The 12,859-nt window shown below is 68.2% G+C and carries 18 protein-coding genes; 9 read left to right on the top strand and 9 right to left on the bottom strand.

The window, feature by feature from the left end; translation table 11 throughout:
* The first annotated feature begins 16 nt into the window (after positions 1 to 16).
* The 8 genes from hscA to METRZ18153_RS0117480 all read left to right on the top strand — a co-directional run bounded on the left by hscA (position 17) and on the right by METRZ18153_RS0117480 (position 6,324).
* The gene (hscA, locus tag METRZ18153_RS0117445; protein ID WP_020165960.1) at positions 17 to 1,888 is read left to right on the top strand and encodes a Fe-S protein assembly chaperone HscA; all 1,872 of its coding nucleotides are present in this window, start codon (positions 17 to 19) and stop codon (positions 1,886 to 1,888) included.
* The gene (fdx, locus tag METRZ18153_RS0117450; RefSeq protein WP_020165961.1) at positions 1,885 to 2,217 is read left to right on the top strand and encodes an ISC system 2Fe-2S type ferredoxin; all 333 of its coding nucleotides are present in this window, start codon (positions 1,885 to 1,887) and stop codon (positions 2,215 to 2,217) included. The genes hscA and fdx overlap by 4 nt, the downstream gene beginning before the upstream one ends.
* Positions 2,218 to 2,745: 528 nt before the next feature.
* Positions 2,746 to 3,885: a homocitrate synthase gene (gene nifV / locus METRZ18153_RS0117455; RefSeq protein ID WP_020165962.1), complete on the top strand. Its 1,140-nt coding sequence runs from the start codon at positions 2,746 to 2,748 to the stop codon at positions 3,883 to 3,885.
* Positions 3,882 to 4,703: a serine O-acetyltransferase gene (gene cysE / locus METRZ18153_RS0117460; RefSeq protein ID WP_020165963.1), complete on the top strand. Its 822-nt coding sequence runs from the start codon at positions 3,882 to 3,884 to the stop codon at positions 4,701 to 4,703. Before nifV ends, cysE begins: the two co-directional genes overlap by 4 nt.
* Positions 4,696 to 5,028, top strand: coding sequence for a nitrogenase stabilizing/protective protein NifW (gene nifW / locus METRZ18153_RS0117465; RefSeq protein ID WP_020165964.1), 333 nt, complete (start codon positions 4,696 to 4,698; stop codon positions 5,026 to 5,028). Before cysE ends, nifW begins: the two co-directional genes overlap by 8 nt.
* 15 nt (positions 5,029 to 5,043) lie before the next feature.
* Complete coding sequence (locus METRZ18153_RS0117470) at positions 5,044 to 5,493, top strand: ferritin family protein (protein ID WP_020165965.1); 450 nt, start codon at positions 5,044 to 5,046, stop codon at positions 5,491 to 5,493.
* A 22-nt stretch (positions 5,494 to 5,515) separates the two neighbouring features.
* Complete coding sequence (locus METRZ18153_RS0117475) at positions 5,516 to 5,839, top strand: (2Fe-2S) ferredoxin domain-containing protein (protein ID WP_020165966.1); 324 nt, start codon at positions 5,516 to 5,518, stop codon at positions 5,837 to 5,839.
* Entirely contained in the window at positions 5,836 to 6,324 is a 489-nt protein-coding gene (locus tag METRZ18153_RS0117480; protein WP_020165967.1) for a hypothetical protein, read from the top strand. The genes METRZ18153_RS0117475 and METRZ18153_RS0117480 overlap by 4 nt, the downstream gene beginning before the upstream one ends.
* Here METRZ18153_RS0117480 and METRZ18153_RS0117485 read toward each other — a convergent pair whose 3' ends face one another.
* Genes METRZ18153_RS0117485 through METRZ18153_RS0117495 form a run of 3 tightly spaced genes read right to left on the bottom strand, consistent with a single transcriptional unit; the run spans position 6,325 to position 8,825 of the window.
* Positions 6,325 to 6,927, bottom strand: coding sequence for a DUF938 domain-containing protein (locus METRZ18153_RS0117485; RefSeq protein WP_020165968.1), 603 nt, complete (start codon positions 6,925 to 6,927; stop codon positions 6,325 to 6,327).
* Positions 6,924 to 7,460, bottom strand: a complete 537-nt coding sequence (locus tag METRZ18153_RS0117490; RefSeq protein ID WP_020165969.1) for a GNAT family N-acetyltransferase — start codon at positions 7,458 to 7,460, stop codon at positions 6,924 to 6,926. Before METRZ18153_RS0117490 ends, METRZ18153_RS0117485 begins: the two co-directional genes overlap by 4 nt.
* Before the next feature lie 18 nt (positions 7,461 to 7,478).
* A complete protein-coding gene (locus tag METRZ18153_RS0117495; RefSeq protein ID WP_020165970.1) occupies positions 7,479 to 8,825 on the bottom strand; it encodes a (Fe-S)-binding protein in 1,347 nt (448 codons plus the stop codon).
* A 108-nt stretch (positions 8,826 to 8,933) separates the two neighbouring features.
* Here METRZ18153_RS0117495 and METRZ18153_RS0117500 point away from each other — a divergent pair, with 108 nt between their 5' ends.
* Positions 8,934 to 9,167, top strand: coding sequence for an FmdB family zinc ribbon protein (locus tag METRZ18153_RS0117500; protein ID WP_019916645.1), 234 nt, complete (start codon positions 8,934 to 8,936; stop codon positions 9,165 to 9,167).
* A gap of 174 nt (positions 9,168 to 9,341) precedes the next feature.
* Here the strand turns inward: METRZ18153_RS0117500 and METRZ18153_RS0117505 are convergent, their stop codons facing one another.
* Genes METRZ18153_RS0117505 through nifN form a run of 6 tightly spaced genes read right to left on the bottom strand, consistent with a single transcriptional unit; the run spans position 9,342 to position 12,852 of the window.
* Positions 9,342 to 9,953, bottom strand: a complete 612-nt coding sequence (locus METRZ18153_RS0117505) for a nitrogen fixation protein NifQ (protein WP_020165971.1) — start codon at positions 9,951 to 9,953, stop codon at positions 9,342 to 9,344.
* Between the two features lie 16 nt (positions 9,954 to 9,969).
* A complete protein-coding gene (gene fdxB, locus METRZ18153_RS0117510) occupies positions 9,970 to 10,278 on the bottom strand; it encodes a ferredoxin III, nif-specific (RefSeq protein ID WP_019916643.1) in 309 nt (102 codons plus the stop codon).
* A gap of 13 nt (positions 10,279 to 10,291) precedes the next feature.
* Positions 10,292 to 10,489 (bottom strand): CCE_0567 family metalloprotein, encoded by a 198-nt coding sequence (locus tag METRZ18153_RS0117515; RefSeq protein WP_019916642.1) that lies wholly within the window; start codon positions 10,487 to 10,489, stop codon positions 10,292 to 10,294.
* A gap of 10 nt (positions 10,490 to 10,499) precedes the next feature.
* Positions 10,500 to 10,976 (bottom strand): NifX-associated nitrogen fixation protein, encoded by a 477-nt coding sequence (locus METRZ18153_RS0117520; RefSeq protein WP_019916641.1) that lies wholly within the window; start codon positions 10,974 to 10,976, stop codon positions 10,500 to 10,502.
* Positions 10,969 to 11,382 carry a nitrogen fixation protein NifX gene (gene nifX, locus METRZ18153_RS0117525; RefSeq protein ID WP_020165972.1) on the bottom strand — a complete coding sequence of 138 codons (414 nt, stop codon included), beginning with the start codon at positions 11,380 to 11,382 and terminating at the stop codon, positions 10,969 to 10,971. The genes METRZ18153_RS0117520 and nifX overlap by 8 nt, the downstream gene beginning before the upstream one ends.
* A 30-nt stretch (positions 11,383 to 11,412) precedes the next feature.
* Complete coding sequence (gene nifN, locus METRZ18153_RS0117530) at positions 11,413 to 12,852, bottom strand: nitrogenase iron-molybdenum cofactor biosynthesis protein NifN (protein WP_020165973.1); 1,440 nt, start codon at positions 12,850 to 12,852, stop codon at positions 11,413 to 11,415.
* Positions 12,853 to 12,859 lie beyond the last annotated feature (7 nt).

A 12,859-nucleotide genomic window follows, 5' to 3' on the forward strand; every position in this document is an offset into this window, starting at 1 on the left:
ACCGGAGCACGCCAACATGGCCCTGCTGCAGATCGCCGAACCGGGCATGAGTGCCGCGCCCCACCAGCACAGGCTGGCCGTGGGCATAGACCTGGGCACTACGAATTCGCTGGTCGCGACCGTCGCCAGCGGCCTCACCCGCGTGCTGCCGGACGACGACGGGCGCATGCTGCTGCCGTCCGTGGTGCGCTACGCCGAGGACGGCATCGTGGTCGGACACGAGGCGCAGTCGGCGCAGACCGAGGACCCGTGCAACACCATCGTTTCGGTCAAGCGCTTCATGGGTCGCTCGCTGGCCGACGTCGACGCGTCCACCACGCCCTACGCACTGGTCGACACGCCGGGCATGGTGAGCCTGGATACGCGCGCCGGCGTGCGCTCGCCGGTCGAAGTGTCGGCCGAGATACTGCGCACCTTGCGCGACCGCGCCGAAGCTTCGCTCGGCGGCGATCTGGTCGGCGCGGTCATCACCGTGCCCGCCTATTTCGATGACGCGCAGCGCCAGGCCACCAAGGACGCCGCGCGCCTGGCCGGCCTGAACGTGCTGCGCCTGCTCAACGAACCTACTGCAGCCGCCATCGCCTACGGTCTGGATCGTGCCGCCCACGGCACCTTCGCCATCTACGACCTCGGCGGCGGCACTTTCGACATATCGGTCCTGAAGCTTTCACAGGGCATGTTCGAGGTGCTGGCGACCGCAGGTGACGCCGCGCTCGGCGGCGACGACTTCGACCACCGGATCGCCGACTGGCTGCGGCAGCAACTGGCACTCGCAGCGCCTTCCGCCGGCGAAACGCGCATGATGCTGGCGCGGGCGCGTAGCGCCAAGGAAGCGCTGTCGAGTGCCCCGGTCACGAAGATTGCACTGACGCTGGACGACGGTCGCAGCGTCTCCTTCGACCTGTCGCGCGAGCAGTTCGAACTGCTCACCGGCGACCTGGTGTCGCGCAGCATGGCGCCGGTGCGCCGCGCACTGCGCGACGCCGGCGTCGCCGCCGACGAGGTCGACGGCGTGGTGATGGTGGGCGGCTCGACGCGGATGCCGCAGGTGCGCGCCGCAGTGCGCAAGCTGTTCGGCCAGGAGCCGCTGACCGATCTCGACCCCGACCAGGTGGTGGCCATCGGCGCCGCGATACAGGCCGACGTGCTGGCCGGCAACAAACCGGCCGGCGAAGAGAGCTGGCTGCTGCTCGACGTATGCCCGCTGTCGCTCGGACTGGAAACGATGGGCGGCCTGGTCGAGAAGGTGATTCCGCGCAACTCGACGATACCGGCCGCACGCGCGCAGGAATTCACGACCTACAAGGACGGCCAGACCGCGATGGCCATCCACGTCGTTCAGGGCGAACGCGAACTGGTGAGCGACTGCCGTTCGCTGGCGCGCTTCGAACTGCGCGGCATCCCGCCCATGGTGGCCGGCGCGGCGCGCATCCGTATCACCTTCCAGATCGACGCTGACGGCCTGCTGTCGGTGTCGGCGCGCGAACAGACCAGCGGCGTCGAATCGCACATCGAGGTCAAGCCGTCCTACGGTCTGAGCGACGCGCAGATCGCCGACATGCTGATCGACGCCTACGGCAAGGCCGACAGCGACATGGCGGCGCGCATGCTGCGCGAGGCGCAGGTCGAGGCGCGCCGGCTGGTCGACGCCACCGAAGCGGCGCTGGCCGAAGACGGTCACGCACTGCTGACGCACGACCAGTTCGTCGCCATCCAGGCCGCGATGTATGCGCTGGCCGAAGCGCTCGAAGCCGGCGACGACAGCACCAAGCTCAAGCTGCTGAGCGAGGCGCTGAACGCCGCCACCACCGAGTTCGCCGGCCTGCGCATGAACGCCGGCATACGGCGCGCGCTGTCGGGCACCCGCGTGTCGGAGCTGCAATCGTGAGCACGCTCACCGTACTGCCGCATCCGCAGCTATGCCCGGACGGCGCCCGCATCGAGGTTGCCGCCGGCACCTCGATCTGCGACGCGCTGCTGGCGCACGACATCGCGATCGAGCACGCCTGCGAGAAGGTCGCCGCCTGTTCGACCTGCCACGTCTATCTGCGCGCCGGCGCCGCCTCGCTCAACGAAGCCGACGACGACGAGGAAGACCAGCTCGACGACGCCTGGGGCGTTCAGCCCGCCTCCCGCCTCGCCTGCTGCGCCCGCCTCGGCAGCGCCGACGTCACCATCGAACTGCCGCTGCACACGCGCAACCTCGCGCGCGAGTAAGCAGCCCCCTGCCAGCAAGGGTTCTGTGGGAGGGGTCTTCTGACCCCGACAGCAGCCTGGATCGAAGCCGGCGAACCTCAGCGGCCGCATCGCGGCCAAGGCCGCTCCCACAAAAAATTCCCTGTCGACGGCACGGGCGAGGGTTCTGTGGGAAGGGTCTTCCGACCCCGATAGCAGCCTGGATCGAAGCAGACGAACCTCAGCGGCCGCATCGCGGCCAAGGCCGCTCCCACAAAAAATTCCCTGTCGACGGCACGGGCGAGGGTTCTGTGGGAGGGGTCTTCCGACCCCGACAGCAGCCTGGATCGAAGCCGGCGGACCGCAACGGCCGCATCGCGGCCTGTATCGAAACCCAAGGCAGAACACCTGTTGCAAACGGGACATTCACGACAGCCTCGCCACGGGCGACGGACATGTCGCATGCGCGACATCGTGACACGCGCGAAACCTCCATCAACATCAATCACTTGCATCGCGCCATTACCGTGGCACAGCGCTTGCTGAATGCTCTGCAGGAGGTCCGACGACATGGCAGCCGCATTCATCATCAACGACACCACGCTGCGCGACGGCGAGCAGACGGCCGGCGTGGCCTTCACCGCCGACGAGAAGTGCGCGATTGCGGACGCCCTCGATCAGGCCGGTGTACCGGAGATGGAAATCGGCATCCCGGCCATGGGCGCTGCCGAGATCGATGTGATCGAACGCATCGCGACACTCGGCCTGAACGCGCGACTGATGGTGTGGGCGCGCATGACGGACAGCGACCTCAAAGCCGCGCTGCGCTGCCCGGTGGACATCGTGCATATGTCGCTGCCGGTGTCGGACCTGCAGATCGCCGGCAAGCTGCGGCGCAACCGCGACTGGGTAATCGAGCAGATCCGTCCGCACGTCGAGCGCGCACTCGATGCCGGCGTCGAGGTGAGCGTCGGCATGGAAGACGCGTCGCGCGGCGACATCGACTTCCTCTGTCGCGTCGCGGAAGAGGCGCAGATGGCCGGCGCACGCCGCATCCGCATCGCCGACACGCTGGGCATACTCGATCCCTTCGGCACCTATGTGCTGGTGTCGCAGCTGCGCCGGGCGATCGACCTCGAAATCGAGATGCACGCGCACAACGACCTCGGCCTGGCCACCGCCAACACGCTGGCCGCCTTCCGCGCTGGCGCGACGCACGCCAACACGACAGTGAATGGCCTCGGCGAGCGCGCCGGCAACGCGCCGCTGGAAGAGGTGGTGATGGCGCTGCGCCACGTCCACGGCATCGACAGTGGCGTCTCGTCGCAGTCGCTGCTGCCGATCTCGCGCCTGGTCGAACGTGCCTCCGGGCGCGCCATCGCCGCCAACAAGAGCATCGTCGGCGACGCCGTGTTCACGCATGAGTCCGGCATCCACGTCGACGGCCTGATCAAGAATCCGCGCAACTACCAGAGCTTCGACCCGGCCGAACTGGGGCGCGCCCATCGTCTGGTGCTGGGCAAGCATTCGGGCTCGCACGCCGTGCTGGAAGCCTGTGCGCGGCTCGGGCTGTATCCGTCCGACGTGGAGGTCGCGCACATCATCGAGCGCATACGCGCCTACGCGACGGCCAACAAGCAGTCGCCGGATGCCACGCAACTGAAGGCCTTCTACCTCGAAGCGGCGCAGCCGCTGCCGGAGGCGTCATGAGCGGCGAACAGGGCACGGCGGGCGCGCTGTCGCCGGCGGCAGCAGCCGTACCCGGGCTGTTCGCGATGCTGCGCGAGGACGTGAACTGCGTGTTCGACCGCGACCCGGCGGCGCGCAACAAGCTCGAACTGCTCACCATCTATCCGGGCATACAGGCGCTGGTGGCGCACCGCTTCGCGCACGCGATGTGGCGGCGCGGTCTGCGCTACCTGCCTCGCCTGCTGTCCTTCCTGTCGCGCCTGCTCACCAATGTCGACATCCACCCGGGCGCGCGCATCGGCCGCCGTTTCTTCATCGACCACGGCGCCTGTGTCGTGATCGGCGAGACGGCGGAGATCGGCGACGACGTGACGCTGTACCACGGCGTCACGCTGGGCGGCACGACCTGGAATCCGGGCAAGCGTCACCCGACGCTGAGCGACGGCGTCGTGGTCGGCGCCGGCGCCAAGATACTTGGACCGATCACCGTCGGCGAGCGCGCGCGCGTCGCCGCCAACTCGGTGGTGATCGAGGACGTGACGCCCGGCATGACCGTGGTCGGCATTCCCGGCCGCATGGTGCTGCCGAAGAGCCAGCGCCGCATCACGGCCGGCGGCATCGACCTCGACCACCACCAGATGCCGGACCCGGTGGGCAAGGCCATCGCCTGCCTGCTCGAACGCATCGCCGACCTCGAGCGCGACGTCGTGCGCCTGGCCGGCGAGCGCAGCACCGCCCAGGGCATCTGCAGCGACTGCGACGACACCTGTTCCCAACCCGCTTTCGACGGCAGCACCCACGCGGCCGCCGCACACATAGGAGTGACCCGTCATGGATGATCTGACCCAGCGCCTGGCCAAGCTGTCGTCGGCCGAAGATTTCCTCGAATTCTTTGCGCTGCCCTTCGACCAGGGTGTCGTCAACGTGAACCGCCTGCACATCCTGAAACGCTTCTACCAGTACCTGCGCAGCGAGAAAGGTCTGGCCGACGGCGACGAGGGCGTGGTCTATGCGCGCTACCGCGGCCTGCTGTCGCGCGCCTATGAGGATTTCGTGAAATCCACACCGGCGCAGGAAAAGGTGTTCAAGGTGTTCCAGGAAGCGGACGGTCAGCAGCGCGTGTCGCTCGACAGCCTGCGCGCCACGCTGCCCTCGGTCGCCTGAGCGGAAGGACCCATCATGCACGACAGCGACATGTTCCTTGCCAGCGTCAACGCGCTCGAAAGCGAAGCGGCGCTGCATTACGAAAAGGCTGCTCGGCACGCGCTCGATGCGGGCGACACCGAGCTCGAAGCCTTCTTCCACAATCTGGCCGAGCTGGCGCGCATGGAGGCGCACGAGGCGCTGTCAGGCAAGCCGCTGCCGGTGGCCGCCAACCTGCCGCGCATCCGGCCGATCGAGATCGAGAAGCCGCGCACCGCCGTGAAGGTGATCAGCGACGAGATGCTCGACCTGCACATGGCGCTTGAACGTGCGCTGGACCTGAAGCGGCGCAGCCACAGCTACTACGCAATGATGGCCATCCTCGCGCCCGACCCCGGCCTGCGCAAGATGGCGCGCGCCTTCGAACACGACGACGCGGCCCATCTCGGCGAGATCGAACGCTGGATCGCCCGCCTCACCGCCTGACCCCCATCCGGAGAACCGCACCATGCCGAAGCCGCAGAAACACGTTTTCGTCTGTTCGCAGCAACGCCCGCCGGGCCACCCGCGCGGCTCCTGTGCGCACAAGGGCGGCACCGAGGTGCTGCAGACCTTCTGGGCGGAACTGCAGAAGCGCAACTGCTTCGACCGCGTCGCCATCACCTACTCCGGTTGCCTCGGCCCCTGCGACCAGGGCATCAATGTCGTGGTCTATCCGGACGCGGTGATGTACTCGAACGTGAGCAAGGACGACGTCGGCGAAATCTTCGACAGCCACCTGCTCGGCGGCGCGCCGGTCGAGCGCCTCTTGGCACCGGAGATGGTCTGGTGAATCTGTTTACCGGCGAAACGTCGGACGAGTACTTCGGCGGCACGGTGCCGCAGTCGGTGCGCCGCCTGTTCGACGAGGCGGCCGGCGCGCCGCCGCAGCGCATCGAGGCGCTGCTGTGGACGGCGCAGGCGAGCGCACCGGAATGTCTGCCGGTGTACTACCTGCTGTACAAGTTCCACGCCGGTCGCCGGCAGTTCGATCTGGCCGAGAAGGCCGCCACCCGCGGCATCACGGTGGCCGGCCGGCAGGCCGGGCTGGACGCCGACTGGCGTCGCGTGCAGCCCGGCGACGCCGATTTCGCCGCCACCGGCCCGGCGCGCTTCTGGCTGTTCAGCCTGAAGGCGCTGGCTTTCATCTGCCTGCGCAGCGGTCGCAGCGACGATGCGCGCGCGCTGGTCGAGCACATCGGCCGTCTGGATCCGACGCACGGTCTCGGCGGCGAAGTGATCGCCTCGCTGCTCGACGGCAGCACCGGCACACGCTGATCAGCGCGCGAACACCAGACAGCGGTTGTTGGCCGGCATCTCGTCATCGGCGAGCAGTGACAACCCGGCCAGCCGGGCCAGTGCCTCCACCGTTTCGAAGTCGCGTATGCCGCGATGCGGCGCGCCCTCGCGCAGCGAACGGTCGAAGGCCGCGTTGCTGTCGCTGGTGAAACGGCCGCCGTAGTTGAACGGGCCGTAGATGACAAGCGTGGCCGACGGCGCGAGCACCGCCCGCAGCGCGGCGAACATCTTCTCGACTTCGTGCCAGGCCATGATGTGCAGCGTGTTGGCGGTGAACACCGCGTCGAAATGCGCGACCGGCCAGCGGCCGCAGACGTCGAGTTCGAGCGGCAGCGGCGTGTTCGGCAGCGCCGCCTCGTCCAGCCACATGCGCAGACCGGGCAGCGCCTCGGCGCGCTCGCTGCACTGCCACTGCAGGTGCGGCAGCGCGGCGGCGAAATGCACCGCGTGCTGGCCAGTGCCGCTGCCGATCTCCAGTACCTGACGACGCCCGGCGAAATGCACGCGCAGGCGTTCGAGAATGACGTCGCGGTTGCGCTCGCACGACGGCGCGAACGGCTTTTCGGTCAGTGAACGAGTCATCTGCGCACTTTCGCATGAAGCAGCACGTCGCGCGGCTCGGGCGACAGATTGGGGTGCAGGATGTAGCGGCCGAGCCGCGCCTCCAGCGGCAGGCCGGCGCGCGCCAGCGTGCGCGACGAACGCTCGTTGTCGGCATCGCAGACGGCATCCACGCGGCACACCGTCGCATGACTGAAGGCTTCCTCCACCAGCGCCTGCAGCGCCTCGCAAGCCAGCCCCTGCCCCCACAGATGGCGCGCCAGCGCGAAGCCCAGGCGCAGCGCATGGCCCTGGCCGATCAGCTGGAACAGCCCGCCGGCCTCGCCGTCGTCGGCCAGCAGCACCCAGCTGCGGGCGACGTCGCGCTGCCAGCGCGCGAGTTCGTGCGAAATCTGCCGGCGCGTCTGCGTCAGTTCGGTATGCGTGGTCCAGCCAAGATAGCGCGTCACCTCGGCATCGCCGCTGATGCCGGCGAACAGCGCCGGCGCGTCGCCGGGCTGCGGCTTGCGCAGCCGGCAACGCACGGTGCGCAGTTCTTCCGGCCAGGCACTCATCGTCGGCTCATCACCGGCTCAAGGCGCGCGCAGCGCGCGCTGCAGCACGCAGGCGATGTGCTCGCCCTCGCGCTGCGCGCCGTCGCGTATCTGGTGGCGGCAGCTGCTGCCATTGGCGATCAGCAGCGCGTCGGCATCGAGCGCGCGCACCGCCGGCAGCAGCGCCAGCTCGGCCATGCGCATCGACATGTCGTGATGTTCCGCCTCGAAGCCGAAACTGCCGGCCATGCCGCAACAGCCGGATTCGATGGAATGGCTGTCCAGCCCGCGCACCAGTCCAAGCACCTTGCGCATCGCCTTCATCGCGCCGAAGGCCTTCTGGTGACAGTGGCCGTGCACTGCGGCGCGCGTACCGGGGGGCAGTTGCAGATCGAGCGCGAGCCGCTTCGCGTCGTGTTCGCGGGCGATGAATTCCTCGAACAGCAGCGCCGCCTTCGCCACCGGTGCCACGCGCTCGCCCAGGCCCAGCGCGTGATACTCGTCGCGCAGCATCAGCAGACAGGACGGCTCCAGCCCGATCACCGGCATGCCGCGTTCGACCAGCGGCGCCAGCGCGTCGAGCAGTCGGCCGGCTTCGCGTCGTGCGTCGGCGACCAGGCCCTGCGACAGCCAGGTGCGGCCGCAGCACAGCGGCGCTTCGCCGGCGGCAGGACGCACCACATGCACGCGACAGCCGGCGGCCACCAGCACATCGACCGCCGCTTCGGCGATCGCCGGATCGATGCGATTGGAGAAGGTGTCGACCAGCAGCGCCACCTCGCGCCCGCCCTCCGCACCGTAAGCCGGCAGCGTGTGCGGCGCGAGAAAGGGCCGCGCCGCGATGCGCGGCAGCGAACGCCGGCGGGCGATGCCGCTCACGCGTTCGATCAGCGCCCCCATCCCGGGCACTGCAGTGGCGAGCTGCCACGGCCGCTGCAGCCAGCGCATCAGCCCGAGCCAGCGCGGCAGCGTGGCAAACAGGCGCTCGCGCAGCGGCACCCGCCCCTGCGCCCGCCAGCGCTGAGCGCGCGCTTCGGTGCGCAGCAGCGCCATGTCGGTGCCGTTCGGGCACTCCCGCTTGCAGCCCTTGCAGCCGACGCACAGATCCATCGCCGCCGCCAGTTCGGCACCGACGAAAGGATGCGTGCCCAGCTCGCCGTTCAGCGCCGCCTTCAGCGTCTGTGCGCGGTGGAAGGTCGAATGCACCGGATCGCCGGTGACGCGGAAGCTCGGGCACATGACGCCGTTGCCGTCGCGCTGGCACTGGCGGTTGCCGATGCACACCGACGCCGCCTTGCCAAAGCTGCCGCCCTGCGCCGGCAGTTGCGCATAGGCGTCGCCGGCGCCGTAGCTGTCGTAGGCCGACCAATCGAGTTCTGTCTGCACTGTCGCTTCTCCGTCTGACGACGACTCCGTGCAAGACCGGTGCCAAGCCGCCCGCCCCGGACCTGTTCTTGCTTTTAGCGGATATCGATACCGAAACGGAGTCCCGCCATGCCTCTGCACGACTTTCACTGTCGCAAATGCGACAAGACCTTCGAACGCCTGGTGCGAAGCGATACGCAGATCGTCTGCCCGGCCTGCGGCAGCGATCAGGTGGACAAGCTGCTGTCTGCACCCCAACCGCCGGGCCGCAGCAAAGCCATCATCGCGGCCGGCCGCGCGGCGGCGGCGCGCGAAGGACACTTCAGCAACTACTCGGCGGCGGAGCGGGCGAAGGTGAAGTAGAGGCGGTGCCGGCAGTCCTGGGCGGCCTCAGCCGGCCGCTATCGCGAGCACGCTCGCTCCCACAGAACCCTCCCTGGAAGCCGCTCGGGCGCGCTGTCGTGGGAGCGAGCGTGCTCGCGATGCAGCCTGTGCAGCGCGACGACCTCGCTTCCAACAACCACAGTGGTCAGGTACTCAGTCCTCCGGACCGAAGCACACCGCGTAGTCGGTGCACACCCCGCAGCTGGGCGCCTTGCAGACGCGGATCTGTTCGCGCTCGCACAGCTGCTTGTAGAGGAACTTCTTCCACTTCATGTCCTGCGCATTGCGTTCGGCCAGCGAAGTGAAGCGGCCGTGCATCAGTTCGGACAGCATGGCGCGCGAGGTCAGGTCCATGTCCTGCCACAGGTGGTCGGCGCCAAGGCAGCCGGTGGCCACCGCATGCGCAAGCCACAGGTGATCCTGATCGACGATGGACAGATGCTCGCGCAGCAGCGTCACCACGTCGTCCATCTCGATCGCTTCGGCAAACTCGGCGGGCGTCGTCGCGTGCAGCGCCGGCAGCCACTCGGCACCGGGGAAATGGCGCGCCAGCAGGCGGCGCGTTTCCGACACGTCGATACCGTACAGCGGCAGGCACTGCAGCCCGCGCTGCGTCCAGCTGCGGCCGATCACGCCGGCGAGCACGCGCGGCACCAGATCGTCGGGCCGGCGCGCCAGCTTCAGCAGCAGGCCGCGGAAGCCGCCGGGCGCGGCCGGCAGTGGCCAGACGGGTCGCAGCGGTGCGGTCGGAAAGAGCGTAGGCATCGCCGTCGTCCCGCGCTCACACCTCGACCGGCGCGTGCGTGTAGCACTTCTTCGGGCAGACCTTGGAACAGGCCTGACAGCCCACGCAGTTCACCTGGCGCGAGATGGTCATCACCTTGCGCTCGTACTCCTCGTCGTCATCCTCGTTGTCCGGATCGACTACGACGATGTCGCCGTCCTCGGTGACACCGGCGAGCTGCAGCACGTCGTTGGCACAGACCTTCACGCAGCGCGCGCAGCCGATACAGGTGTCCTGGTTCAGACTGGACACGAACTTCGGCGTCCAGATTTCGCCGCTGGGCAGCGTGACGGAAAATGCAGCCATGATGCGTCCTTCCTCAGGCGGTCGCGGCCGCCAGTTCCTTGCGCGCAGCCATCAGCGACTGGTGCGCGTCGTAGGCGACCTGCGCGACTTCGAGGATCTTCTCCCAGTTGGTCGGCAGTTCTTCCGACAGATCGTGCAGGTCCATCTTGGCCTGCGTTGCCTGCGCGTTGAGCTTCTTCACCCGTGTCTTCAGTGCGTCGACGTCTTCCATCGCTTCGTCCTCAGCCCCAGTTGGCGACTTCGTTGTACTTGTTCACCATGCCGACGCCCTCGTCGACGAACTTCTGCCCCGCCTCGGCCAGCTTCGCGTAGGTCGGGAAACCGAAGCGGTGGGCGTCGCGCAGCTGCTTGTTCACCGCGATCAGGCGACCGGCGATCAGCACCATGCGGCCGAAGCCCTCGTGCGACATCTTCATCATCGGCGTCACCATCACCTTGGTGGCACGCTCGATCGACAACCCGACCGCGTTGTAGAACAGCTCGATGCGCCACAGCGTTTCCGGGTCCGGGTCGCCCATGATGGGCAGCGCGCGGCGCGCCTCGGCGCTCAGGATGTAGGGTTCGAGCAGCTGCGCGTCGCTCTTGCCTTCCCAGGCGCCGTGCATGTCCTGCGCGCGGTACTGCTTGATCAGTTCGCTCAGGAAGGGTGATGCCAGCGCTGCGCTGTCCTCGGCGCTCAGTTCCAGTGTTTCAGCCATGTTCTTCCACCTCGTCTTCAAAATCGAAACTGCGTGCTTCGTCCTTCTGCAGCGCCTTGCGCAGCCACGGCGGCGGCGTGCCGCGCAGCACTTCCTGCAGCTTGTCCAGGATGTCCATGATGGGCTCCGGCTGATTCACCTTGATCGGGTGGATCTTGCTGGCGACCACGCGCGCGGCGGCCGAGCCGCCGATGGCGGCGACATAGACGATGGCGACGTCCTTGATCGCCTCCAGCTTGGGCGCGAGCTTGTCCTCGTCGCCGTCCTCGTCCAGCTTGCCGCCGAAGTCGAAGTCCTCGACGTGGTGGTAGCCGGCCTTGTCGATCTCGTACACGGCGAGGTGTTTGGCCCAGCCGAAGTGCGCGTCGACGCGCTGCTTGTCCTGGGTGGCGAAGGCGATCTTCATGCGCTGCTCCTCGGTGGATGGGCGACCGGCTCAGGTGCCGGACGCAACGGTTTCAGGAATTTCGGCGGACGATGCGCAGCCGCAGCCGCCGCTGCTGCAGGCGGAGGCCTGGCTGACCTCGCTCGCCGCGACGATGCTCTCCTGCGGCAGCGGCCAGTCCTCAGGCGTGTTCACGTGCTCGTCGGCGAGGAAGGTGTTGGCCCAGCCGAGTATCAGTTCGCGCGTGCCGCGGTAGCCGACACGCAGTACGTGCGCCGCGCCCAGCCGGTCGAACATCGGCAGGCCCTCGCGCAGCAGCGGAATGCCCAGTCGCGCCGCCGGCTGCCGGCCATGCGCATGCGTGATCAGCAGTTCGGCGCCGGCCGCCTTGGCGCGCATTTCCAGATCCTCGAGATCGCCGAGCAGCACTTCGGCACAGGGCACGGCTTCGAGCACGCGCGACGGCGTGGTGCTGACGGCCGCCACCACTTCGGCGCCCATTTCGGCGGCGGTGGTCGCCAGTGCGTAGAGCAGGTCCGGTTCGGCGCCGATGGCCATCTTCCTGCCGCCGACCCAGAAGTGGGCGTCCAGCATCACGTCCAGCAGCTGGGTACGCGCACGGCGGTATTTCGGCGGCACCGGACGGCCGGACAGTTCCGACAGGTACTGCAGGAAGTCGTCTACCGCGGCCAGTCCGGTCAGCCGGTCGAATACGCGGAAGGGCACGCCGCAGCGTTCCTCGATCGCCGCCGCGGCGGCGTCCATGCGCGCGCCGACGGCGAGGGTGGCGGCCGCTGCGCCGACCCGGCGCAGCGTGTCGACGCGGGTGCCGCCCAGCGTGGTCGGCGTGAAGTTGTCCGGAATGTGACCGTCGAGCGAACCGGAAATATCGGGCAGCACCTGCACGCGCAAGTCGAAGGCTTCGATGGTTTCGCGCAGTTCCTCGATGTCGGCCGGCGTCAGGTGTGCGCCCGGCAGCAGGTTCACCAGGCCGGCGTCGCGATCGCAGGGCTGCGCGAAGGCGTCGATCACGGCCAGCACCGCCTTGCCCCAGCCGTCCTCGAAGGCGCCGACGTAGTCCGGCGTCGATACGTAGACGATCTCGGTACCGGTCAGCGCCTCGCCGTGCTTGCGGCGGATCAGGTTCAGGTAGCCATCGACGTCGTCGCCCTTGGTTTCGGTCAGACCGGTCGAGGCGATGGCGATCAGTGCCGGATTGGCGCGCTTCTTGATGTTCAGCACCGCCTGTTCGATGTTCTCCAGCCCGCCGAGGATGGTGCTCACCTCGTTCATCGCCGTGGTCTGCATCGGGATCGCCTCCTTGAAGTGGCGAACCAGCAGTACCAGGCCGAACGAGGTGCAGCCCTGCGAGCCATGCATCATGGGCATGCAGTTGTCCAGGCCCATGAAGGCGTAGCACGCGCCCAGAGGCTGGCTCATCTTGAGCGGATTGACCGTGCAGGCCTTCTTCGATTCGATGACGGTGGCCATGGCGTGA

Origin of the sequence: Methyloversatilis discipulorum, from assembly GCF_000385375.1 — a bacterium.
Taxonomy (GTDB): Bacteria; Pseudomonadota; Gammaproteobacteria; order Burkholderiales; family Rhodocyclaceae; genus Methyloversatilis; species Methyloversatilis discipulorum_A.

Coding starts and splice junctions, on each gene's coding strand:
- METRZ18153_RS0117470 (WP_020165965.1), top strand. CDS start 5,044: ATGCACGACAGCGACATGTTCCTTGCCAGCGTCAACGCGCTCGAAAGC.
- fdxB (WP_019916643.1), bottom strand. CDS start 10,278: ATGGCTGCATTTTCCGTCACGCTGCCCAGCGGCGAAATCTGGACGCCG.
- METRZ18153_RS0117520 (WP_019916641.1), bottom strand. CDS start 10,976: ATGGCTGAAACACTGGAACTGAGCGCCGAGGACAGCGCAGCGCTGGCA.
- METRZ18153_RS0117485 (WP_020165968.1), bottom strand. CDS start 6,927: ATGACTCGTTCACTGACCGAAAAGCCGTTCGCGCCGTCGTGCGAGCGC.
- METRZ18153_RS0117500 (WP_019916645.1), top strand. CDS start 8,934: ATGCCTCTGCACGACTTTCACTGTCGCAAATGCGACAAGACCTTCGAA.
- METRZ18153_RS0117490 (WP_020165969.1), bottom strand. CDS start 7,460: ATGAGTGCCTGGCCGGAAGAACTGCGCACCGTGCGTTGCCGGCTGCGC.
- METRZ18153_RS0117505 (WP_020165971.1), bottom strand. CDS start 9,953: ATGCCTACGCTCTTTCCGACCGCACCGCTGCGACCCGTCTGGCCACTG.
- cysE (WP_020165963.1), top strand. CDS start 3,882: ATGAGCGGCGAACAGGGCACGGCGGGCGCGCTGTCGCCGGCGGCAGCA.
- METRZ18153_RS0117515 (WP_019916642.1), bottom strand. CDS start 10,489: ATGGAAGACGTCGACGCACTGAAGACACGGGTGAAGAAGCTCAACGCG.
- nifN (WP_020165973.1), bottom strand. CDS start 12,852: ATGGCCACCGTCATCGAATCGAAGAAGGCCTGCACGGTCAATCCGCTC.
- nifV (WP_020165962.1), top strand. CDS start 2,746: ATGGCAGCCGCATTCATCATCAACGACACCACGCTGCGCGACGGCGAG.
- hscA (WP_020165960.1), top strand. CDS start 17: ATGGCCCTGCTGCAGATCGCCGAACCGGGCATGAGTGCCGCGCCCCAC.
- nifW (WP_020165964.1), top strand. CDS start 4,696: ATGGATGATCTGACCCAGCGCCTGGCCAAGCTGTCGTCGGCCGAAGAT.
- nifX (WP_020165972.1), bottom strand. CDS start 11,382: ATGAAGATCGCCTTCGCCACCCAGGACAAGCAGCGCGTCGACGCGCAC.
- METRZ18153_RS0117475 (WP_020165966.1), top strand. CDS start 5,516: ATGCCGAAGCCGCAGAAACACGTTTTCGTCTGTTCGCAGCAACGCCCG.